This is a genomic window from Clostridium sp. CM027, assembly GCF_024730565.1.
In the GTDB taxonomy this organism is placed as follows: domain Bacteria; phylum Bacillota; class Clostridia; order Clostridiales; family Clostridiaceae; genus Clostridium_AD; species Clostridium_AD estertheticum_B.
Genome location: NZ_CP077725.1, coordinates 758,031 through 780,478, shown reverse-complemented (window position 1 = coordinate 780,478; position 22,448 = coordinate 758,031). Strand labels below are relative to the sequence as shown.

Below are 22,448 nucleotides of genomic sequence, written 5' to 3'. Positions count from 1 at the left end.
GAGACTAATATGAAATCATTATTTAAAAAAGATACAACTTCTCGTGGGTCAAAAACCAATTTGTTGCTTCAACTACGTTTTCTTTTACCGCTACTCACAGCAGTTATAATCGCTTTGTATATTATTGTTATACGCCCACATCTTATGATTACAATGAAAACTGTCCCTATAGAGTTAGGGTTTGCGTTAATATTGATACTTTCTTTGGTTGTAGCAATAGCAACTCTTTTCATCTCAATTTTGATTGCAGTAATTATTGCTGTTTGTACACGTAAAAAAGCAAGGATAACGCCCTGGCTTTTGAAACTGCGGAGTCAGTTGATTGTAGCAGTAGTATTATTATTTGTGAATGTTGTTTCTATACTATGTAGCCAGTGGATGGCATACACGCCACCTATACTTGGAGATAATGGCAAACCATTAGTGGGTAGTATTGCTACCTTAGAGAAAGTAAGTCTAGGTGGTAGTGATCAGTGGATAACTATTCGTGGAAAAAATAAAAATAATCCGGTGCTACTTTTTCTAGCTGGTGGTCCCGGTGGAACACAGCTAGCCGCAACCAGAGAGCAACTAAAAAAACTTGAAGATAATTATGTGGTTGTTAACTGGGATCAACCAGGGGCGGGTAAGTCAATTAATGCTGTACCTCTTAAATCAATTACCCCTGAGCGATATATTTCTGATGGACATGAGCTAACACAGTACCTGTGCAATAGATTTAAACAAGAAAAGGTATATGTACTTGGTGAGTCGTGGGGGAGTGCACTAGGTATATTGCTTGTGCAATGTTACCCAGAACTATTTTCTGCTTTTATTGGTACTGGTCAGATGGTTGAATTCGTTGAAACCGATGTCCGTATGTATGAACTAGTGCTTAAGATGGCAAAAGATAGCAGAGATATAAAACAAATTGAAAAAATGAAAAATCAAGGCCTGCCACCATACCATGGTAAAGATGTAGTTTGGAAATTTTCTACCCTCTCACAGTACTTGAGTAAACATATGACAAAAAATTCTGAAATTGAGAGAGCAGGATATAATACATTTGGTGAAATTGGAGGTACTGAGTATGGGTTATGCGATAAAGTAAATTATTTTTTTGGTTTAGTTACTACTTTTAATCATGTCTATCCTCAGTTATACAATTTAGATCTACGTAAACAAGCTATAAAGTTAGATGTTCCAGTGTACTTTATGGAAGGTCGTCACGATGTCAACGCGTCACCAGTATTGGTTGAGGATTATTTCAATTCACTAAAAGCCCCTTCTAAAGAGCTCATTTGGTTTGAACACTCAGGGCACGATCCATGGAGAAACGAACCAGACAAGTTTGTTGATTTGATGATAAATTTGATATTGAAGGAAACAAAGATAAAGTAACAGAGTTATTGAAATGGGACTGTTTTCCGTTTCTTGTACTGAGTCTCCACATTATTGATATATCAATGAAGTGGGGACTATGAGTCGTCCCTATTATTATCGTAGTAGCGCCAACATTGCTTGTTTATCTATACTAATTCACATATAAATGGCTTGGACAATTGATTTTAGTGTTGCGTATATATAAACAATGTATGGTCTTTATTTATGAGGAAATTGTTCCAAAGTGTGGTAAATTATGATAATATTACATTAGTTACGACGCAGTTGTATTTTATTATGTATTAAAAGTTATTTGAATTGGGGGAGGATTAAGATGTTTGAAATTAGTGATAAAGAAGAAAAATGGTTTTTTAAACCTCGAAATTATGTAATTGGAAGAGATAGAGTTGAAATTATAACAGACCCTAACACTGATTTTTGGCAAAGAACTTATTATGGATTTAGAAATGATAATGCTCATGTTCTTTATATTACAACAGATGAAAGATATTTTTCATTTACAGTAAAGGCAGAGTTTAATAGTACAGCATTGTTTGACCAATGTGGAGTTGCAATTTATCAAAACAGTGAAAATTGGGTAAAGGCAGGAATAGAATTTCATGACAATAATACTGCATGGCTTGGAAGTGTGGTAACAAATCATGGATATTCTGATTGGGCAACTACGGATATTGGAGCATTTGTAAATTGTATGTGGTATAGATTAAGCAGACGAGAGAGTGATTATTGTCTTGAAAATTCCTTTGATGGTGTAAATTTCAAACAGATGCGGATTTTCCACTTGTTTGAAGGTGAAAAAGAAATTAATATTGGGTTACTTGCATGTTCACCAAGTAAAAATTCTTTTAAGGCTGTTTTTACTGAAATGAAGATAGGGGATTGTTTATGGAAAGAGCATAAATAATAAAATGAGAAAATAACATATGTGTAGGCGTTATGATATTAAGTGCTGTATTATTGTATTCCCATTTGGAACACCAGAAACATTTAGTAAATTAGGGATTAAAAAAACTATCTTAATTATTAGAATTTTAGGATTGATATTATTAATAGGAAGTTTTATTTGCTATAGTAATCCTCAGATATTATTTTAAGTAGTTAGGTTACATGTTTCTTAAATTGTTTAGTAATTGTAAAAAAAGTGAATAAGGGGTTTGACTTTGACAAAAAATATTTTGTTAGAATGCTTGACAAAATATTTTTTGTTAGATATAATTGTAAATATAAGTAATTGCGGAGGTGCTAATTATGAAAATTACAACAGGGCAAGCTGCACGAGGTGAAAATTTTTTTAAAAGACCTATTTTAATAAATAAATTATGGAGAAAAATCGATTCAGCTAGTAGTATTATAATTTCAGCTCCAAGAAGGGTTGGGAAAACATCTTTAATGAGGTATATAGAAGATAACCCAAGGGATAAATATTATATAATCTATGTAATTACGGAGTCTGTTTACAACGAAAATAAGTATTATAAGGAAATTGTAAAGGCCATTTTAAATTGCGATTCAATAAAGAAAAGAGACAAAGTAATAAATTCAATTAAAGATTTAGCTAAAACCATTTTTAAAAGTATTGACGAAGTAGGCATAGACACTGTTAAGTTTACTAAGACTATTGAACTTAATTATTATGAAAAGTTTATAGAAATTATGAGATCTATTGATTTAGAAGGGCACAAATTAATTATAATGATAGATGAATTTGCTCAAACGATAGAAAATATTCAACAAAATGAAGGCACTACATATGCAGTTCATCTTCTTCAAAGTAATAGAGCATTAAGACAAAATAGTGATATAAATAATAAATTTCAATTCATATATACAGGGTCCATAAGCCTCGAGGGTATTGCAAGACGAATGGACTCTTCAAAGTTTATAAATGATCTAGATATTTTAAAAGTCACTCCACTAAGTGAATCAGAGGGGAAAAGTCTTATAAATGAACTACTTAAAGGGCTTGATTTCACAATGGATACCGCTACTATAAATCATATGCTACATGAAATTAAGTGGTTGATTCCTTTTTATATTCAACTTGCTATGGATAAAATTCAGGATATTTATGATGAAGATCAAATATGCTCTATATATAATAAATCGGTTGATATAGCAATTAAACGGATGATAGAGGAAAATAATAAATTTAGCAGTTGGCATGAGAGGCTTAAGGTGTACAAAAATAATGACTATAAGTTTATTATAGAAGTATTAAACATAATAGCTATAACAGAAGCTAAGAAGATAACTTATAACGAAATATATGATTTAGCTGTAAAATATAATCTTTGCGAAACATATAAAGATCTCTTAAATACTATTATTGATGATGGATATATAAATAATGATGAGGAGGAAAAATTATATACATTTACCTCTCCTATATTAAGAATGTGGTGGTGTAAAAAAAATGCAAACTAGTACTTTAAGTTTTTATAATCCCAATAATTTATCGCATCAAGAATTAGTTGATAGATTTGTAATAAGGAAAAAAGAATTTCAAAAGATTTTTAAAGATATAAAAAATTCTGACATGAAATATCCAGAGCAGCATTATATCATAGAAGGTCAAAGAGGATATGGTAAAACAACTTTATTAAAAAGAATATACTTTGAAATAAAAGGAGATAAGCAGCTAAAAGCAAAGTTTATCCCTGTTATATTTCCTGAGGAGCAATACAGTATACGGAGACTGTTTAAACTTTGGGAGGTAACGGCTGCGAATCTTGAAATGGAAAATGATGAGTTTGTAGGGCTTTATGATGAAATGGATAAATATGCAGAGGTAGAAGACTACGAAGATATATGCTTTAAAATACTTGAGCAAAAACTTAAAGAAAAAAATAAAAAATTAATACTATTAATAGATGATACTTTCGGTATTCTAAAGAAGTTTAAAATCTATGAGCAGCAAAAACTTAGAGAAATTCTATTAACCTCTGCTGAAATTCGAATTATAGGAGCATCTTCAGAAGTTTTAGAATTTACTTTTGATTATAGTAATCCCTTCTATAACTTCTTTAATCTGATAAAATTAGAAGGATTAAATTCAGAAGAAACTGTGGAATTTTTTGAAAAGTTAGGTGGAATTTTTAATAAGAAGGGTATAAATGAGATACTTAAAAGTAACAGTGGGAAAATAGAAGCTTTAAGGCGGTTAACAGGTGGGGTGCCAAGAATCATGGCATTACTTTTCGATATTTTAAATGTTGACAACGGACCCGTATTTAAACAATTAGATACATTACTAGATAGAGTAACACCTCTTTATAAACATACAATGGATAGGTTATCTCCAGTGCAACAGGAAATTGTTGATGTTATAGCTTTACGCTTTGATGCCATAACCACAAAAGAAATAGCAGATAAAATAAGAATGCAAAGTAAAGAAGTATCCGCTCAGTTAAATCAATTAGAAAAAAACGGAGTAATAAATAAAACACCTGTAAATAAGAAAAATTATATGTACAAAATAAAAGAACGATTTTTTAACATATGGTATATGATGAGGTTTGGGGGAGAAAAAGAAAAACAGCAGGTGAAATGGCTTGTGGGTTTTTTTGAAAGCTGGTGCAATAAAGAGGACCTAATTAACAAAAGTGAAAAAAATGAAAAAAATGAAAAAAATGAAAATGATTTTAATACCATTTATGTTTTATCTGAAACCTTACTTTCTAATGATCGAATAGAAGAATCCTTAGAAAAAGCTCGCTTATTTTTAAGATCAGCTAATAATACAGATAAATATAATAAATCTATTAATGAATATTTAATTTTTCTAATGGCTAAAAAACAATACAATTCCTTATTTAAAATGTTTAATGAAGCTGAATTTAAGCTAAAGGATAAATTTAAGCCTACTTATTATGCGTTAATGTATTTTATGAAAAATCAAAATGAAAAATTTGAAATTGAGTATAAAAAAGTTGGAAAAGAATTAGAGGAAACTGTTGAAGAGATTATTGAAAAAGTTAAATCATCACCTGCGGTGCTGTAATAGTAAAGAAAGAGACAATTAAATACATACTAATATGATTGATATATAAATAAAACTATTCTACATCGGTATTATTTATGTTACTATTATTACGGTAGTTAAAGTTTAAAACACATAATATATACATAATAAAAAGGGGACCTGGAATCATGATAGACATAACAAAAGTATACCTTCAAAAGAAGTATAAAATAAGTTCAAAAACGCTAAAACTCTATGATATAGCAATACAAGATGTACAAGATGAGTTTAAAATTCTTGATGAAATAAGAGAGTTTAATCAACTTAAGGTTTTGACCGCACTACAAGATGAACGAATTAGCGAATGCCATTTTACAAATTCATCTGGATACGGTTATGGCGATATTGGGAGAGATTCATTAGATAAAGTATATGCAAGAATTTTCAATTGTGAGAGTGCACTCGTTCGGCCGCATTTCGTAAATGGAACACATGCAATTGGAGCGTCCTTATTTGGTAATTTAAGACCTAATGATACCATGATATCGGTATGCGGAACACCTTATGATACACTTCTTAATATAATAGGTATAAATGCTAAGGAGGATATAGGCTCATTAAAAGATTATGGTGTAAAATATAAACAATTAGAATTAAACGATAACTCTAAAGTTGATATTGATTTAATGAAAAAGACACTGATTGAAGATAAGTCAATAAAGCTAATTCATATTCAAAGATCTACTGGATATGGCTGGAGAAAAGCATTATTAATTTCTGAAATAGATGATATTATAAGCGCTGCAAAAGCTATAAATCCAAAGGTTATTTGTTTTGTAGATAATTGTTATGGTGAATTTATTGATGTTACGGAGCCTACAGATGTAGGAGCAGATATAGTTGCTGGATCCCTCATAAAAAATATTGGTGGTGGAATTGCACCTACAGGTGGATATATTGCAGGTAAAGAAGAATATGTACGACAAGCTTCTTACAGACTAACAACTCCTGGAATAGGAGGGGAATGTGGTTCTACGTTTGGAGTTATGCGTTCTTTATATCAAGGACTATTCATAGCACCACATATAGCTATGGAAGCATTGAAGGGCGCTATTTTCTGTGCAAGAATTATGGAACTTGCAGGTTTTGAAGTTCTTCCTAAGTATACTGATAAAAGAAGTGATATAATTCAAGCAATTAAATTTAATGATAAGGAAAAGTTAATTAATTTCTGTAGGGGTATACAAGAGGGGTCTCCCATTGATTCTTTTGTTCAATGTGAACCGTGGGACATGCCAGGATATGAAGATAAGGTTATAATGGCAGCAGGTGCATTTATTCAGGGAGCATCTATAGAATTATCTGCAGACGCTCCAATAAGAGAGCCTTATATAGCATATTTACAGGGTGGATTAACGTTTGATCATGCTAAAATTGGAATACTAATAGCACTTTCAAGAGTTATTTGAACTAGAAAGTAAATATTTATGACTTAATAATAGAATAAAAAAATCCTGCAATTGATATATTCATTGCAGGACTTTTTTGTTACATAAAATCTTTAAAGGTGGATATTTAATACTTTCTGTAAATACCAACAAGTACACCTAAAATTACACAGTCATCAACTATGATAGGGGACATAGTTGAATTTTCAGGCTGAAGCCTTATATGATCTTTTTCCTTGAAAAATCTTTTAATAGTTGCTTCATTATCAATAAGAGCTACAACTATATCGCCATTTTTAGCGGTATTGATTTTCTCAATTATAGCAAGGTCTTTATCCAATATTCCTGCTTCAATCATGCTGCTACCAGAAACTTTAAGCATAAATAGTTCATTATTGGTTTTAGTGAAATTTAAAGGAAGTGTAAATGTATCTTCAACATTTTCAACTGCGAGTATTGGTTTGCCAGCAGTGATTTTCCCTATAATAGGTATATCTATAAGTTCTTTTCTTATGACAGAATCCTTTATTAATTCAATTGCACGAGGCTTGGTAGGGTCTCTACGGATAAATCCTTTTTTTTCTAGTCTTGCTAAATGCCCATGAACAGTCGAAGTAGATCTTAATCCTACGCCATCACATATTTCTCTGACTGAAGGTGGATATCCTTTTAGTTGTACCTGTTTCTTTATAAAGTTATATATTTCACTTTGCTTATCTTTTTTTTCAGTTAACATGTAAACGCCTCCCATTCATAGTATAATTATACCATATAAATGTAATAACATCAAACTTACGTTCTGTTTTATAGTTATTAATAAAAATAAAAAATTATATATTATTATGTATGAATACATAAGTCATTATTAAGGGGTGTTAGTGTTTGATTATTGAAAATATATTTGCTATAATAGTCTATTATGAAAGTATTTGAAATAAATAGATTGGAGTGTTGTATGTCTAAAAATTGTATATTTAATAATAAGAAAATTTGTAATAGTTGTGGAGAATGTGAAGTCTGTGAATTAAATTCAAATAAGAAATGTAATAATTGCGGTAAATGCTTAGAAATGGAAGGTTACGATGTAAAAGCTATAAAAATTGATGAAGTTTTTGAGGATAATGAGATTGAAGGGGTAGAAGAGGTAGACGAAAATATTTGTGACAGGTCTGAAATTAATTTAGCGGAAGAAGTAGATAATGATGAAAATGAAAATGATGAACTACCAAAACTTGAAGATTATGACTCAGTGGTAGCCAGCGATGAATTTTTAAAACTACATAAAGATGAGTTCATACCTGAAAACAATGAGGTTTGGGAATTTATAGATGACATAGACGGGGCAAAAGAGCTACTTGAAAATGAAGATGATAACTCAGGATTACTTCAAGAAGAATTTCCTGGACTTATAAGACTAAAAAAAATATAAGTATTAGAAAGTATATATTACGCATAATGCATTAACCGTATTGCAATACGCGTAATATATACTTTTTTTTATTCATCAGAAAGTGGATTTGACTTAACCGCATTTCTTAATTTATCATTATCTACATGAGTATATATTTGGGTGGTAGATATATTTTCATGGCCTAATATTTCTTGTAGACTTCTAATGTCTACATTTCCATATTTATACATAAGAGTAGCAGATGTATGCCTTAATTTATGAGGAGTATACTTATCTTTATTAAGTCCAGCATTACCTATATATTTTTTTACAATTCTCTCCACAGTGCGTTTATTAATTCTTCCATATTTACCACTTATAAAAAGGGCATCCTTATCTTCAGAATGAATTTTATCTATGTTCATATTTCTAATAGGCAAATATTTATAAATTGATTTCAATGAAGCTTTATTCAAATAAATGGTTCGTTCTTTATTTCCTTTCCCAATAATAGATAATGTATCATCTTTAAAATCGGATATGTTTATACTACAAAGTTCTGACAGCCTGATACCACAATTTAAGAATAATGTAATAATACTATGGTCGCGAATAGAATGCTTATCTCTAGAGCTTGTAGCGTCTAGTAGTGCCTTACTTTCACTTAATGTTAAAAAAACAGGACTTCTTTTACCAAGTTTTGGTGACTCTAAATCTATTGTCGGGTCTATAGTTAGCACTTTAGCCTTAGTGGTTAAATACTTGAATAGGGACTTTATAGATGCAATTTTTCTTGCTTTAGCGTAGTTACCATTAGCCCTATATTTCCCAAGATAGGAGATATAGGCATATAAATCCTGCAATGTAAGAGTTTTTAATGTATCTAAAGTTAGGTCACTAATTATAATGTTCTCAAGAGGCAGAGCATTTTCTGAAGAGACTAGACCTTTGTATATTTTTAAGAACTTTAATAGCAATGATAAATCAGCAGTATAAGCAACAACAGTAGAACTAGAACATCCTTTAATAGTAGATAAATAATTCAGATAATCATTTAGAAACGGTGGGAGTTCATTGTTATAAATAGTATTTATATTCGATTTCATAAGTACCTCCAAAAATCATTATAATGTCGTGAAACTTACATTTCACGACATTATTATACTACAAGAGGGGGAGCAAAATCCTGATTTTTCTAAAATAATAAAAATAAACAAATGTTTTTATTATTTTTATTATTTCCACATGCAATTTGAATTTTATTCTTCGAAAGTTATAGTGAAATCATGGCCTGTGGAGCTACAATATTACCGACTTCAAAAGGAGATTTATACTACCACTGAAATTTTCTATTTGTTAGGTTATGTAACTCTTACTTATAGAATTGGGAGACTTTCCTTCTAAAATGTCGTTAAACTAAAAAAGCTATCAGTTTTGTTTGCATCACTGATAGCTTTTTATAGTATAATTTCTATCCAATACTAAGGATTATACGTTTATAGAAGTTTCTACTCCTAATGCATCTTTATTGGCCTCGATTATTGGTTTTACATATTCATCTATAAATTCTATTACTTGACTTGGAGCTCTACCTACAAATTTAATCGGGTCAATTACAGCAAATATCTCTTCTTTTGACATCCTAAAACTATCATCATTTATTATTCTTTCTATAAGATCATTATTTAAGCCTTCTTCTTTAACGCGTTTTGCTGCAGCCATAGAATGAACTCTAATGTTCTCATGAAGTTCTTGTCTGTCCCCGCCCCTTTTAACAGCTTCCATAAGGATATTTTCTGTAGCCATAAATGGAAGCTCGTGGTTTACATGAGCAGTAATTACTTTTTCATATACTACCATATTTCCAGCTATATTCATATACAAATTTAATACTCCATCAAGTGCTAAGAAAGCTTCAGCTACGGATATTCTCTTATTAGCTGAATCATCTAATGTTCTTTCAAACCATTGTGTTGCAGCTGTTATAGCAGGATTTAATGAATTCACTATAATATATCTTGATAAAGAGCTAATTCGCTCAGAACGCATAGGGTTTCTTTTGTATGCCATTGCAGAGGATCCAATTTGATTTTTTTCAAAAGGCTCTTCCACTTCTTTCATGCTTTGAAGTATCCTTAAATCATTACTGAATTTATATGCACTTTGAGCTATTTCTGATAAAGTATTTAATACTATAGAGTCTACTTTTCTAGAATAAGTTTGACCAGTAACGGGATATGTATCTTCAAAGCCCATTTTATTCGCTACATATTTATCTAAGTCTTTTACTTTTTTCTCATCATTTTCGAATAGATTCATAAAGCTCGCTTGGGTTCCAGTTGTTCCTTTAACCCCTAGTAACTTTATTCTATCTATTACAAAGTCTAAATTTTCTAGATCCATTATTAATTCTTGAATCCATAGGGTTGCCCTTTTACCTACAGTAGTTAATTGAGCTGGCTGTAAATGGGTAAAACCTAGTGTAGGAACATCTTTATACTTTAATGCAAATTCTGAAGATTTACTAATTACATTAATTAATTTTTTCTTAATTAATAGTAAAGCCTTTTTCATGACTATTAAGTCTGTATTATCGCCTACATAGCAGCTAGTAGCCCCTAAATGAATAATACCCTTCGCATTAGGACATTGAACCCCATATGCATATACATGGCTCATTACGTCATGTCGTATTTCTTTTTCTTTATTTTCAGCCACTTCGTAATTCACATTATCTACATAGGATTTAAGCTCTTCAATTTGAGATTCTGTAATATTGATTCCTAATATCCTTTCACCTTCAGCTAGTGCAACCCAAAGCTTTCTCCATGTTCTAAACTTCATATCATCTGAAAATAAATAACTCATCTCTTTTGATGCATATCTACTATTTAATGGTGTATTATAAGAATTTCTCATATTCTGCCTCCATACGTACAATTTTAAATATAAAACAAGTTTCATTCATATTATAACATACAATAGTGCTAAAAGTAATGAAAATGTTCGTATACTTAATTTGTACTTTCCAAATTATTTTTTAGTATATAAATTTATATACCATAACATTATATACGCTTTAAAGAAATTATTAAACAGTTCTAAAATATTATATTTATAATATAATTTATACAAATAGAATAATTATATTAGTCTGGGGGTAATTATGTATAAGCTTAGTATTATCGACAAACTTTCATTCGTGTTTGTATTGATTGGTGCTTTAAATTGGGGACTTTTAGGATTGTTAAATGTTAACTTAGTTAGTCTTATCTTTGGATTTGTTCCCTTCCTTGCTAGAGCAATATACATTTTAGTAGGATTATCTGCTGTGAATATTATTGTTTTCATAGCGAGAAATAAAAAAAATTAGATCCTCTTTTCTATTAATATTATCTTAAATAGTGTAATATTAATAGAAAAATACTCCGTAAATTATTATGGAGTATTTTTGATTATATTAAATCATCTATTGGGTTTCTAGGCCCTCTTAATTGGGCTCAGTTCACAATTGCTAAGTTATACTGGCCTACGTTCCAATACTTTTATTTTAATTTCTGATATATCGATTTTTTCCATTATCACATCCTAGCTAACTAGTTACTTGGAGTTACAGTTGATTGTTTTTCGTCTGGAGTTACAGTTGGTTCTTTTTCATCTGGAGTTACAGTTGGTTCTTTTTCGTCTGGAGTTACAGTGGGTTCTTTTTCATCTGGAGTTACAGTTGGTTCTTTTTCATCTGGAGTTACAGTTGGTTCTTTTTTATCTGGAGTTCCAGTTGACTCTTTTTCATCTGGAGTTACAGGTGATTCTTTTTCATCTGGAGTTCCAGGTGATTCTTTTTTATCTGGAGTTACAGGTGATTCTTTTTCATCTGGAGTTCCAGTTGATCCTTTTTTATCTGGAGTTCCAGTTGATTTTTTTTCATCTGTGGATAGTTTGGGAACGGGAGTTTTTACATTAGGAGATGTCCCTTTAAAATAAAATCTTCCTAAACCCCCAACAATTATAACTAAAATAATTGTTGCGATAATTATCATTGCCTTTTTATTCTTACTAGTTTTCTTATTTCTAGAGAGCGCTTCCCTATTTTCTTTATTTATTGTTTGTTCAGCGCCTGTTACCTTATTCATAACCGCTGTAAAATCTTCTTTTTCATTAGGAACTATTGCTTCGTTCTTTCTCACTGCCTTAAGGATTACCTGTTTTACATTTTTAGGTATATTAAACAAAAATGATAGTATTCCCTTTTGTTCTACAGAGTCTATCTCCTTAAAATTTTCAGGTGATCTGATTACAATAATAGGCTTATTATTGTAATTAGATTGTTTTTCTACATATACTGTAACTGAAAACTCATCACCCTTACTTATAAAAGGGATATAAACCTCTAAAATGTTATCCTTTATTGAAGAATCAAATTTTAAACCTTTTGTTATTGTGGCACCCGCACTCTTTAAGTTAGTCTGTGAACCCTGTATATTTATAGTTAACTCATGAATTGTTTTATTTGATGGGTTCTTAACAGTAATAATGTATGTGCAATGTTCTTTGCCATCCGTTTTTATAGGTTTACCATTTCGTACATTACATAATATTCTAGGTCCTAAATTTCTATAATAATCTAATAGTAATCCAGATATAAATGATATTATTATAGTTATAATTGCAGTTTTAATAATATTCATAAAATTAATTTTCGCTCCCTTATTTTTTACTGTTTTTCCAGCTACATAATTATATAATTCACTTTCAGTAAATTATAAAGTAGATGGATACTTGTGACAAACTTAAAAATTGAATTGAGAAGATTTATACAAGAGCCTAAGTAATAGTAGCTACGCATCTTAATGTAGACATGGTCTTGCCAACGCCTCCCTTTTGATTGCTCACTACACTGAAATTTTCTCTTTGTAGTCCCCCTAGAAATATAATGAAGTATCGTTAAAATACTTGTTTCATTATATTCCATATATCGAATGATAGCAAATCAAATTCCCCAAATGTGGTATCATTAATAAAAATTTAACATCATAAAATACTTCATTATGATGTTGACGCTAACCCGTATAGTAACATTAATTGCTTTTTTCTACTTGCTGATTTAAATAACATACAAGTATGTCTCAACAAAGGATATTTTAAGTTGTAGTTGGAAAATAATTTTGTTAATAATTATTTTTGATGCCTTATTTATTTGTTTGATTAAATTTGTTCCATTGTTAGTATTCTCTTGTTCCCATTTTGAGTTTCTTCAATAAAGAGAATATTATATTTTGCGAGATATATGTGATTAAACTAATCAAGTTTTACTTGAAATTTTTTTATTAACAAAAAAAAGCATGTATAAATTAATATAGATGCTTTGTCTAAATGAATTTTTGATTAGTTAGGCACTAGAATTACTACTCCAATTATTACAATAAATTGCTATCATATCATTGCAGCCATTCTATTTCCTACTCTCTATGTATTTTATAATTATTATAACTTACACACTAACCATCTATTGGGTTTTCAGGGCCTTTAAGCTCTAATTGATAAAAAACAAGATTGAGCCACTTCCCAAATTTAAATCCAGCTTTATTTATCTTACCTGAATACTCGAACCCCAATTTTTCGTGCAATTTGATACTTTTTTCATTTGATTCATCAATTGCCGCCACCATGGTTGCAAATCCTCTTTCATTGGAAAATCTTATTAGTTCTTTAGCTAGTAGTGTTCCTATGCCTTTGTTTCTACAGTTACCATTAACATAAATAGAGTGTTCAATAGTATATTTATATGCAGGCCATGCTCTGAATGGCCCAAATGTAGCAAATCCGATAACCTTATTATTTTCTTCAACTACTAATATTGGATACCCCTCTTTCTTCTTTTTTTCATACCATTGTTTTCTGTCATCAATTGTGTGAACTTTATAATCATAGACAGCTGTTGTATTTAATATTGCATCATTACAAATTTCTAAAATATCAATCAAATCATTTTCTACTGCTTCTCTTATCATTTTTATACCCCTCTCACAATAAAAAGTTGCCACTAAAAATTTCTTAACGATCATTCTATACAACATTATACAATATTTTTGTTTTTTAAAACATAACCTTTTATAATTGGTTTTTTCTTTTTCTTATAAGGGTTTTTTATTAGTGTTAGACCCTAAAGTTAAAATTGCTACTGTAGATATAATACACATTCCTCCGATTACTTCAAACAATCCAAAAGGAACATGTAACCAAAATATAGAAGCAAGTGTAGCGGATAAAGGTTCTGCACTTGCCAATAAGCTAGCTTCAGTAGGTGCAATATATTGTAAACTAGCTATGTACAAATAAAAGGCAATTAGTGTACCGAATAAAACCACAAATCCAACAAATAAACTAGAAAGCAAAGACCAATTTTGACCTTGTATATTCCATGGCGGGTTTATGAAACTCAGCCCAACTCCGCCTATAAGCATACCCCAACCTACAACAATCACAGCCCCCCACTCCTTAAGCAAACTATGTGGATATAATGTATAAAAGGCAAGGGCAATTGCTGACCCAACTCCCCAAGCGATGGCAGGTAACGAAATAGTAAGCCTATCAACCGTGCCGTTAGTCACAAGAAGAAATGTTCCCAAAATAGCTAAACCAACTGAAATAAATTCTTTTGGGCTTGGGACTTTTTTTAATCGTATTGCCAAATATGCTACTATAAATATCGGAGCTAAATATTGCAACAAAGTGGCTGTCGCAGCGTTACCTGATTTGATGGACATAAAATAAGTATATTGTACTCCGAGCATCCCAATTATCCCGAATATAATCAAATGTAATCGTTTAGAAGAGTCTTTCCATACAGACCAAACCTTATGTTGTCCATTAGTTTTAATACTTGCGAATAAGAGCAATAGTACACCTGATGTTATCATTCTTACTGTTACTAGCCAGCCAGGTTGAAATCCTTCGTTTTGAAAAAGTTTCTGTGCAACAGTACCAGAAATCCCCCACAAAATCGCACCGACTATAGCCATTGCATATCCTTTGTAGCGTAAATTCAGCATAATTCTAAACTCCTTTTTTCTATTCATTATGTTAACTACCAATAACTTTGTTTACTGATTACAAAACAACAGCATAGGTGTCATTATTTTCAATAAACATTTTTATGTACTGTCAACCAGCATTAGGACCAATTAGCTCACACCTAAAATAATACCTAAATATATTTTGTTAAATTTTCTCATAAACGGCTAGATCCCTCCCCATTAAATTACCATTGCGTAATTATTCAATTATACATAATATTAATATAAGTTTCAAATATTTAGCAAAATTATGTATAAATTGATTTCATATTTTTTATCAATACAAAAAAGCATCTATAAATATATTATAGATGCTTCAGGTTGTTTACAAACCCAGTATAATTTTTTTATTATACTGGGCCTTTTACATGCAATTATGCGATAGCATTTTGAGTTATGGATAAATTTAAAATAACAACTATCTTCTTAGTTAGAAAATCAAAAAACAGTAAAGATAGCAGGCTAGCTATCTTTTTCATATTCTGCACTGCTGCTGTAAGCAGACACTGCTCTTGCACATTTTCTAATCCACGCATATGGCAATAGCGAAGCCCATGCAGTTGTTTTGAATCTGCGAAGCTTCGCTCTATAGTTTCTTTTCTTCTTCTATATATATTTCTGCCTTTATCTGTTCTGGTGAACTTTACAACATCTTCTTTATACGTTTCCCAAACATGTCTTCTAATAGTTTTAAACTTGCTTTTTGCAGAAAAGCATTGAGCTCTATTTGGACATATCTCGCAATATTTTGCATTACCAACATATTCTTTATATCCTTCTCTTGTTGTCGTTTTATAATGTAAAGCCCTTAAGTCAGGGCATACGTAAATGTCCTGTTCTTTAACATATTGGAATTTATTTTTTGTGTACATTCCTTTTGTATGTGGAGACCTACGGTATCCCATTACAGATTTTAATTCCCTCTCATATAGTTCTTTACATATAAGATTTGTAGCATAACCAGCATCTGCACCAACATATTTTGTATTAAAATTAAACTTTTTTATTTGCACATCTAATCTATCGATATAAGGATCAACATCATTTATGTTTCCAGGAGTAACATACACATCAGTAATTATATTATGTCTGCTATCGACAGTTCTGTGATCTAAATATGAGAAGCCTTCCGGCTTGCCATCTCTCATCATATATCCACTGTCGGGGTCGGTTGTGCTAACTTTAGTTTCTTTTATTTTGGTAACAGGTTCTTTTTCCTTTAAAGGTTTTTTACCATGGTTTATTCTATCTTCTTCCACTGCTTTATTAAGTTCAGCTACATATTCTTTCGGCGTTTTTTCAACTTCAATTTTCACAAGCTTTCGCTTATTAGCATTTGCTTTTAGGTGTGTAGAATCTGTGTAAAGTATTTTACCGGTTACCATCTTAAGATTTATAGCCTTAAATACTACTTCGTCAAATATTTTTTGAAACACATCTGTACCTTTAAACCGTCTACGTCTATTTTGGCTAATTGTTGAATGATCTGGAATAGGATCAGTAAGACTTAGTCCTAGAAACCATCTATAAGCCACATTTACTTCAATGTCCTTTACAAGTTGTCGTTCAGATTTTATTCCAAATAAGTACCCAATAAACAGCATTTTAAAAAGTATAATAGGATATGAAGATAGGTAAGACTCTGATATTACTACCTCGGTCTTTTCCCCCTTCCCACACTGTACGGGCGACTTTCATCGCATACAGCGTTCCAACGTCTGACAAACTGAAAACTCAAATATATTTATAACCACTTTTGAAATCAAGTTTTTTTTTTTTTTTTTTTTTTTTTTTTTTTTTTTTTTTTTTTTTTTTTTTTTTTTTTTTTTTTTTTTTTTTTTTTTTTTTTTTTTTTTATAGCAAACTTATCAATTCTTCGACCCTTTTATGATACTTCTTTCCAACCACATCATATAATTTTGCTCTATTATTACTATGTAGTATGATATGTTGCTCCTTACTTAGTATGCATAGATTATTATAATCGTCTTTACCACCCTTATTACAAGGCACTATATGATGGCAATGATAATCTTCTACTGGAACTACTTCCCCAGAGATATGACTCAATCCATGTAACGAACTATATTTACTAATTCTAAATTGACTAAATCTACTTGCCTGACGAGATAATTTAGCACTCTCTACAAGGTACTTAATATCATTAAGAGATACACCAGGCTTATGGTTTTTCTTTTCACCATAATCGTACGGATTGATTCTACATATTTTACCTTTTATTGCACTCACTAATTTATATTCCCAATTAGCCCATTCTATATGAACAATTGGTATATCATACAACATGTAGTATCCTGTTTTACCCCAACTTTTATATGTACCCTTTCTAAAATTATTCTTGATTTTTTGTTCTGTTATAAACTTAATTCGACCTTCCATTGTATTATAAAACCTTTTGTAAATTCGCCATCCTAACTTTCCAAAACATTTATTAAACTCATTCATACCTTTATAGTAATTATGTAATCCTATAATATATACATTCCAAGCCATGATGTTCTCATAACTAGGTATTTTTTTAATATCATTAAGTCTTTTACAACATTCTTCTACTATTAAATTCCCCTTATCCTTTGGTAAGCTGTTAATTACCATTAGCTCCTTACCATTTCTTATTCTACTACGTTTTTGATAAAGCTTAAAATTATAGCCCAGATATTTCATCTTTTCTTTCTTTAAATCATAAATTTTAGTTTTATCTTCATTAATAATAAGTTTCATATTTTTTGTAAGATATTTCGTTACACTATATTTAAACTTTTCAGCATCACTCTTACTCTTACATAAAACTAAAATGTCATCAGCGTACCTTACATGGATACCAATTTTCAAATTAGTTCTTCTCATATTTGAACGTCTATTGTCTATATTATGAAACTTATTAACACTTTTATCATGCCAATCATCACCCTGATCTCGCAACCATACATCAAAACGATGAAGGTACACATTTGATAATAATGGTCCTATAATACTACCTTGTGCAGAACCCTTCGGGTCATAGATTTTGCACCCTGCTTCTAGGTAACCTTTCTTAATAAAACGATAAATATAGTTTAATATTACTTGGTCATGTATTCCCATATGCCATAGTTCCCTATACATAATATTAGGGTCTATAGTTCCAAAATAATCCTTCATGTCTACAGATAAGACATATGGCATAACATTAGTTTGGTTTTTAACTTTTGCTATTGCATTATGTGTTGATACTTGCTCCCTAAATCCAAAGGAACTAGGAACAAACTTAGTTTCACAGTACGGGTCTAATACTAGCTGAATACACTTCTCAACAAGCTTATCCCAGATTGTGCATATGCCAATAGGTCGTTTCTTACCATCACCTTTAGGAATATAAATACGTTTAACATAATCCATCTTTTTATTAAGTAAACGGTCTTTTACTATCATACCTAACTCAATAAAATTCGTTTTTGCTATGGTATCATAATTAGAACCATCTGGTCCTTTTGTCATTCTTCCTTTACCCTTGCTAAGTTGACGTACTGCTAGCATAACATTCTCTTCGGAATAAACTAAAGGACTTAAATTACGCAAATCTATATTTCCATTTTTAAAATCTTCAAATCTCTGTTTCATATCTATGAAGTAAATATTATTTATACTCGTTAGTCTGACTCTCCTCATTTCTGTACGAATAGTCTCTTTCATCTAATTTGGCGAATTAGAAATTTACAAATTATTTTATATACATCACACGTCTAAGGCTCTTTCCTCTCCTATATTTCTTAATATAGGATACTAACGGTACTACAGCCTCGCTGTTAACCCATTCATAATCTTTATTGATTTACCCTTTCGGTGCAATCAGTCCCCAATTATTATTACACGGAGTGTAATTAGGTCAATCACCTTTCCCAATATTTTCGCTTTATATATCATACTTAGGTCTCCTCTATATTCCGTTCTTTTCAGTTCTTACCTGGATACGTCTCACACGCATTCTCCAACCACCATAAGGTCGTCCCCCTTCTGCACGCGTAGACATACATTGAGGTAAAAAAATTTTTACACCCTCCCATCTGAACTAGGGATAGGGATTATCTGTTACGAAATTTAAATACAAGGAAATTATAACCATATATGACTGGACCCGAAGTGTAGCATTACTGCCAGTGTCTCCGTCTTCACCTATGCTTCGCAACGTTACATTACTGCAAGGCTGGCAGGAGTATTAGTCAGACTCAGTATCCATAAGATATTAGGCTCTCATGCTGGTCTCGAAAATATTAGTTACCTACAATAATAATTGTAGGTCTACAGCAGTGTTCACTCTACTACGAGGATATTATGCTGTAATTAAGGTCGCACCTACGCCAGGTCTTCCATTATCTAAGCAGTAATATTTTTTAGTCAGTTCTCTTATAAAAGAGAAATCCATGTATTTATCTATATTTCTCAGAATATGGTCTTTAGGAACTAAATCTTCTAAATACACCATTTCTAGTTTTTGTTGTGTGAAGTTCTTTTCATTAATCATAATAATGCCCTCCGAATTATAAAGTTTGTATACTATATATATTCGACATTGATGTCCTAAAATCCTTTTTGAATATGAAAAAAAACACTCCAATTTTAAATTAGAGTGTTTTACATTTTATGTTTGTCAACGGTCTGAAGCATCTATAAATATATTATAGATGCTTTTTTTTAATGTATTTAATAATGTTTAATTACTCTTTTTCCGTTTTAGTATCTTCTTCAGACCCTTCTTTTTTGTTCTTACTACATCCCATTTTTGAGCTTACTTTAGATACTATTTCTGGTACCATTTCAATAAGACTTTCAAGATTACATTTACCCTTTATAGGAAGCATTGTTACTTCTCCATTTTTTATAACTAAAATAGCAGTTGGGGTTATTCTAGCTCCTGCTCCAAGTCCGCCTCCAGAACCCTCACCATCCTTAGTAGAGTTGCCTGTGCCACCGCCAGTTCCACATCCGAATGAAACTGTAATAAGTGGTATGAGTGTTGTTTCCCCTATAATTATTGCCTCCCCCACTACTGTTTCTGTTTTTAAAAATTTTTCAAGGTTTGAGAATAATGCTTCGGTATTTTCTGTAATATTTATCATAACTTAATCCCCCTAATATTTTAAATTTAAGTATTTATTGATTGCGCAATCATTATTAACTTTATACTTAACAATACACATAAATTATTAATAAGTTTCAGATTTTCTAAAGTTTTTAAATATTTTTCCTCTATTATTTTTCTTAAGAATGAATTTAAGTGTTTTTATTGTAGCTACCAATAAAGAAATTCTGCCATGAATTTCACAATAAATATCAATTATTTCATCATCAAACACTGGTTGCAAATTAATATCGCTTGTAGGAATAAAACTTGATACTAAAGGGACAATTCCACAAGCTATACCCGTTAATGAAGGATCTTCAAATCCATAAACGCCATTGAGTTTGATTTTTTTTGGTTTAGTAATATTTATTATATCTTTAAAGTAATTAATTAAATCATTTATGAATGCCCCTTGGATATAATCCTTTATATTAAAATCAACATTTTTCTTCTTTTTCTTTTTTAGTTTTACCTTTTCATTTTCTTTTTTTCTATTAGACATTTTAATTTTTTTTCTAATAATGCATAATCCCATCACCTTTATTAAAAATAATGTTTCTTTATCCTCATATGCCACCATCATCTTTAAAAAATTTTTAAAAAATGATAGATTTACATCTGTCCTAATTTTTTCATCAATTTTTGTATTGAATTCATATTCAAATGGTATTATTATAAACAATAAAATCAAGCCCAATATAGTGATTAATAAATAAAGTAGTATTTTTATTATTGAAAATAAAACAAACAAGCTTGCACCTCCTTTTCCTTTAGCAGTCTAACCTACTTTTAATTTTAATTTTTTTACTATACTCATTTCATTTATCTTGTTTTTAATCATATGTTTTACAGGCGTTTTAATATAGTTAAAAGTAGCATCAATTCTATTACTTATGAAATTATTATATGGATTATTTTTATATGCTTCGCTTGATTCTGTTATAACGTTATGTATGCCCTTGTATGTCACAATAATATTGTGAACCTTCATCCTAATGCTAATATTGTCCATTTCCGATATGCAGTTTTCTGCAACAAGTTGTGAAATTATGCTTAGTTTATCAGGAAATTCAATATGACTTAGCTCATCTTTAATATTTTCATTAATAATAGTTATTAGCTTTAGGTCTTTTTGACAGTCAGTACAGTATTTTATGTGCTCTTCAATGAATATTTTCTCCAATGGTTCAATTGTCTTATCATCAAAAGCATATAACAGTTCCTTATCAAATTTACAGCACATAATTACGCCTCCATCTCACTTTCTAGTTGTTTCTTTAATATCGCTTTAGCCCTATACAAGTCCGTTTTAATTGTTCCAAGTGGTTTATTTAACAATTCTGAAATTTCCAAGTAACTCAGATCATCAAAATATCTTAATGCAATTACCATTCTATAATTATCAGATAAGTTCTTAAGTCCAGCCTCAATAATCTTTTTAAACTCCTTTTTCTCAACTTCCTCTTCTAAATTGTAGTCAGAAACAATAGTATCTTCTAAACAAAGTTTATTAGCATATTCATAATTTAATGAAATGACGTTGGTTTTAATATTTCTTTTAAAGTTAATACAAGTATTTACTGAAATCCTTCGTAACCAGGGGCGAAAAGGCATTGTCTCATCAAAACTTGATATATTTTTAAAAATCTTTATATAAATTTCTTGTACAATATCAAGAGAATCCTGTTCATTTTGAGTGTAACTATAGCAAATGCTATACAAATACCGCTCGTAAATCTTAAAAAGTTCCATAAAGGAGGATTTGTCATAGTTTTTGCATCTCGATATTAATTTTTTTTCAATCTCCACAACATCCCCTCCGGCTTCTACCTTAAATCATCTCCTGCGGAGCTGCAACATCTCCGCAGGAGATGCATTAACGACTTCAGAAGGAGATTTATACTCCACTTATAGAAGTGGGAGACTTTCCTTCTGAAATGTCCTTAAACGTTAAAATAATTCTCTCTATTATATACACATAATTAATGAATAAAGTTTCAAATATATATTATTTTTATTTATATCAAAAATTAAAAGGTGTTCATAATAAATTTGTATCAATTTATTA

Annotated in this window: 18 protein-coding genes and 2 pseudogenes; 7 read left to right on the top strand and 13 right to left on the bottom strand. The window is 30.5% G+C overall.

The window, feature by feature from the left end:
- Nucleotides 1-9: 9 nt before the first annotated feature.
- From KTC92_RS03835 to KTC92_RS03815, 5 genes are all read left to right on the top strand, one after another.
- A complete protein-coding gene (locus KTC92_RS03835) occupies nt 10-1,380 on the top strand; it encodes an alpha/beta fold hydrolase (protein ID WP_220287160.1) in 1,371 nt (456 codons plus the stop codon).
- Between the two features lie 316 nt (nt 1,381-1,696).
- Complete coding sequence (locus KTC92_RS03830) at nt 1,697-2,287, top strand: DUF1349 domain-containing protein (RefSeq protein ID WP_216304020.1); 591 nt, start codon at nt 1,697-1,699, stop codon at nt 2,285-2,287.
- A 344-nt stretch (nt 2,288-2,631) separates the two neighbouring features.
- Nucleotides 2,632-3,807, top strand: a complete 1,176-nt coding sequence (locus KTC92_RS03825; protein ID WP_216304021.1) for a hypothetical protein — start codon at nt 2,632-2,634, stop codon at nt 3,805-3,807.
- Nucleotides 3,797-5,383 carry an ATP-binding protein gene (locus tag KTC92_RS03820; protein WP_220287162.1) on the top strand — a complete coding sequence of 529 codons (1,587 nt, stop codon included), beginning with the start codon at nt 3,797-3,799 and terminating at the stop codon, nt 5,381-5,383. The genes KTC92_RS03825 and KTC92_RS03820 overlap by 11 nt, the downstream gene beginning before the upstream one ends.
- A 149-nt stretch (nt 5,384-5,532) precedes the next feature.
- Complete coding sequence (locus tag KTC92_RS03815) at nt 5,533-6,813, top strand: methionine gamma-lyase family protein (protein ID WP_216304023.1); 1,281 nt, start codon at nt 5,533-5,535, stop codon at nt 6,811-6,813.
- A 106-nt stretch (nt 6,814-6,919) separates the two neighbouring features.
- Here KTC92_RS03815 and lexA read toward each other — a convergent pair whose 3' ends face one another.
- Nucleotides 6,920-7,528, bottom strand: coding sequence for a transcriptional repressor LexA (lexA, locus tag KTC92_RS03810; RefSeq protein WP_216304024.1), 609 nt, complete (start codon nt 7,526-7,528; stop codon nt 6,920-6,922).
- A 183-nt stretch (nt 7,529-7,711) separates the two neighbouring features.
- On the opposite strand from lexA, the gene KTC92_RS03805 reads away from it, so the two are divergent.
- Nucleotides 7,712-8,221, top strand: a complete 510-nt coding sequence (locus KTC92_RS03805) for a hypothetical protein (protein ID WP_258280683.1) — start codon at nt 7,712-7,714, stop codon at nt 8,219-8,221.
- A gap of 68 nt (nt 8,222-8,289) precedes the next feature.
- Here the strand turns inward: KTC92_RS03805 and KTC92_RS03800 are convergent, their stop codons facing one another.
- Together KTC92_RS03800 and purB are read right to left on the bottom strand one after the other, a co-directional pair.
- Nucleotides 8,290-9,288, bottom strand: a complete 999-nt coding sequence (locus KTC92_RS03800; RefSeq protein WP_220287164.1) for a tyrosine recombinase XerC — start codon at nt 9,286-9,288, stop codon at nt 8,290-8,292.
- A gap of 382 nt (nt 9,289-9,670) precedes the next feature.
- Nucleotides 9,671-11,101: an adenylosuccinate lyase gene (gene purB, locus KTC92_RS03795; RefSeq protein ID WP_216304027.1), complete on the bottom strand. Its 1,431-nt coding sequence runs from the start codon at nt 11,099-11,101 to the stop codon at nt 9,671-9,673.
- 247 nt (nt 11,102-11,348) lie between these two features.
- Between purB and KTC92_RS03790 the strand changes: the two genes are divergently transcribed.
- The gene (locus KTC92_RS03790) at nt 11,349-11,555 is read left to right on the top strand and encodes a DUF378 domain-containing protein (protein WP_165412978.1); all 207 of its coding nucleotides are present in this window, start codon (nt 11,349-11,351) and stop codon (nt 11,553-11,555) included.
- Nucleotides 11,556-11,778: 223 nt separating this feature from the next.
- Here the strand turns inward: KTC92_RS03790 and KTC92_RS03785 are convergent, their stop codons facing one another.
- From KTC92_RS03785 to KTC92_RS03740, 10 genes and pseudogenes are all read right to left on the bottom strand, one after another.
- Nucleotides 11,779-12,870, bottom strand: a complete 1,092-nt coding sequence (locus tag KTC92_RS03785) for a hypothetical protein (RefSeq protein WP_220287166.1) — start codon at nt 12,868-12,870, stop codon at nt 11,779-11,781.
- A gap of 810 nt (nt 12,871-13,680) precedes the next feature.
- Entirely contained in the window at nt 13,681-14,193 is a 513-nt protein-coding gene (locus KTC92_RS03780; RefSeq protein WP_216304055.1) for a GNAT family N-acetyltransferase, read from the bottom strand.
- A gap of 123 nt (nt 14,194-14,316) precedes the next feature.
- Nucleotides 14,317-15,234: a DMT family transporter gene (locus KTC92_RS03775; RefSeq protein ID WP_253198262.1), complete on the bottom strand. Its 918-nt coding sequence runs from the start codon at nt 15,232-15,234 to the stop codon at nt 14,317-14,319.
- 398 nt (nt 15,235-15,632) lie between these two features.
- Nucleotides 15,633-16,880, bottom strand: a pseudogene (locus KTC92_RS03770) (IS1182 family transposase); the annotation flags it as partial.
- Between the two features lie 232 nt (nt 16,881-17,112).
- Nucleotides 17,113-18,879, bottom strand: coding sequence for a reverse transcriptase domain-containing protein (locus KTC92_RS03765; protein WP_220287873.1), 1,767 nt, complete (start codon nt 18,877-18,879; stop codon nt 17,113-17,115).
- A 718-nt stretch (nt 18,880-19,597) separates the two neighbouring features.
- Nucleotides 19,598-19,780, bottom strand: a pseudogene (locus KTC92_RS03760) (IS5/IS1182 family transposase); the annotation flags it as partial.
- A gap of 193 nt (nt 19,781-19,973) precedes the next feature.
- The gene (locus KTC92_RS03755) at nt 19,974-20,375 is read right to left on the bottom strand and encodes a GerW family sporulation protein (RefSeq protein ID WP_220287171.1); all 402 of its coding nucleotides are present in this window, start codon (nt 20,373-20,375) and stop codon (nt 19,974-19,976) included.
- A gap of 87 nt (nt 20,376-20,462) precedes the next feature.
- The gene (locus KTC92_RS03750; RefSeq protein WP_216304058.1) at nt 20,463-21,131 is read right to left on the bottom strand and encodes a DUF2953 domain-containing protein; all 669 of its coding nucleotides are present in this window, start codon (nt 21,129-21,131) and stop codon (nt 20,463-20,465) included.
- Between the two features lie 27 nt (nt 21,132-21,158).
- Nucleotides 21,159-21,623: a zf-HC2 domain-containing protein gene (locus KTC92_RS03745; protein WP_216304059.1), complete on the bottom strand. Its 465-nt coding sequence runs from the start codon at nt 21,621-21,623 to the stop codon at nt 21,159-21,161.
- A 2-nt stretch (nt 21,624-21,625) separates the two neighbouring features.
- The gene (locus KTC92_RS03740) at nt 21,626-22,189 is read right to left on the bottom strand and encodes an RNA polymerase sigma factor (protein WP_165412985.1); all 564 of its coding nucleotides are present in this window, start codon (nt 22,187-22,189) and stop codon (nt 21,626-21,628) included.
- Nucleotides 22,190-22,448: the final 259 nt, after the last annotated feature.

Bases quoted from the DNA above. Each gene is read 5' to 3' on its own strand.
- KTC92_RS03805 (WP_258280683.1), top strand. From the start codon at position 7,712: ATGAAAGTATTTGAAATAAATAGATTGGAGTGTTGTATGTCTAAAAAT.
- KTC92_RS03825 (WP_216304021.1), top strand. From the start codon at position 2,632: ATGAAAATTACAACAGGGCAAGCTGCACGAGGTGAAAATTTTTTTAAA.
- lexA (WP_216304024.1), bottom strand. From the start codon at position 7,528: ATGTTAACTGAAAAAAAAGATAAGCAAAGTGAAATATATAACTTTATA.
- purB (WP_216304027.1), bottom strand. From the start codon at position 11,101: ATGAGAAATTCTTATAATACACCATTAAATAGTAGATATGCATCAAAA.
- KTC92_RS03790 (WP_165412978.1), top strand. From the start codon at position 11,349: ATGTATAAGCTTAGTATTATCGACAAACTTTCATTCGTGTTTGTATTG.
- KTC92_RS03835 (WP_220287160.1), top strand. From the start codon at position 10: ATGAAATCATTATTTAAAAAAGATACAACTTCTCGTGGGTCAAAAACC.
- KTC92_RS03745 (WP_216304059.1), bottom strand. From the start codon at position 21,623: ATGTGCTGTAAATTTGATAAGGAACTGTTATATGCTTTTGATGATAAG.
- KTC92_RS03830 (WP_216304020.1), top strand. From the start codon at position 1,697: ATGTTTGAAATTAGTGATAAAGAAGAAAAATGGTTTTTTAAACCTCGA.
- KTC92_RS03800 (WP_220287164.1), bottom strand. From the start codon at position 9,288: ATGAAATCGAATATAAATACTATTTATAACAATGAACTCCCACCGTTT.
- KTC92_RS03775 (WP_253198262.1), bottom strand. From the start codon at position 15,234: ATGCTGAATTTACGCTACAAAGGATATGCAATGGCTATAGTCGGTGCG.
- KTC92_RS03785 (WP_220287166.1), bottom strand. From the start codon at position 12,870: ATGAATATTATTAAAACTGCAATTATAACTATAATAATATCATTTATA.
- KTC92_RS03765 (WP_220287873.1), bottom strand. From the start codon at position 18,879: ATGAAACAGAGATTTGAAGATTTTAAAAATGGAAATATAGATTTGCGT.
- KTC92_RS03815 (WP_216304023.1), top strand. From the start codon at position 5,533: ATGATAGACATAACAAAAGTATACCTTCAAAAGAAGTATAAAATAAGT.
- KTC92_RS03820 (WP_220287162.1), top strand. From the start codon at position 3,797: ATGCAAACTAGTACTTTAAGTTTTTATAATCCCAATAATTTATCGCAT.
- KTC92_RS03780 (WP_216304055.1), bottom strand. From the start codon at position 14,193: ATGATAAGAGAAGCAGTAGAAAATGATTTGATTGATATTTTAGAAATT.
- KTC92_RS03755 (WP_220287171.1), bottom strand. From the start codon at position 20,375: ATGATAAATATTACAGAAAATACCGAAGCATTATTCTCAAACCTTGAA.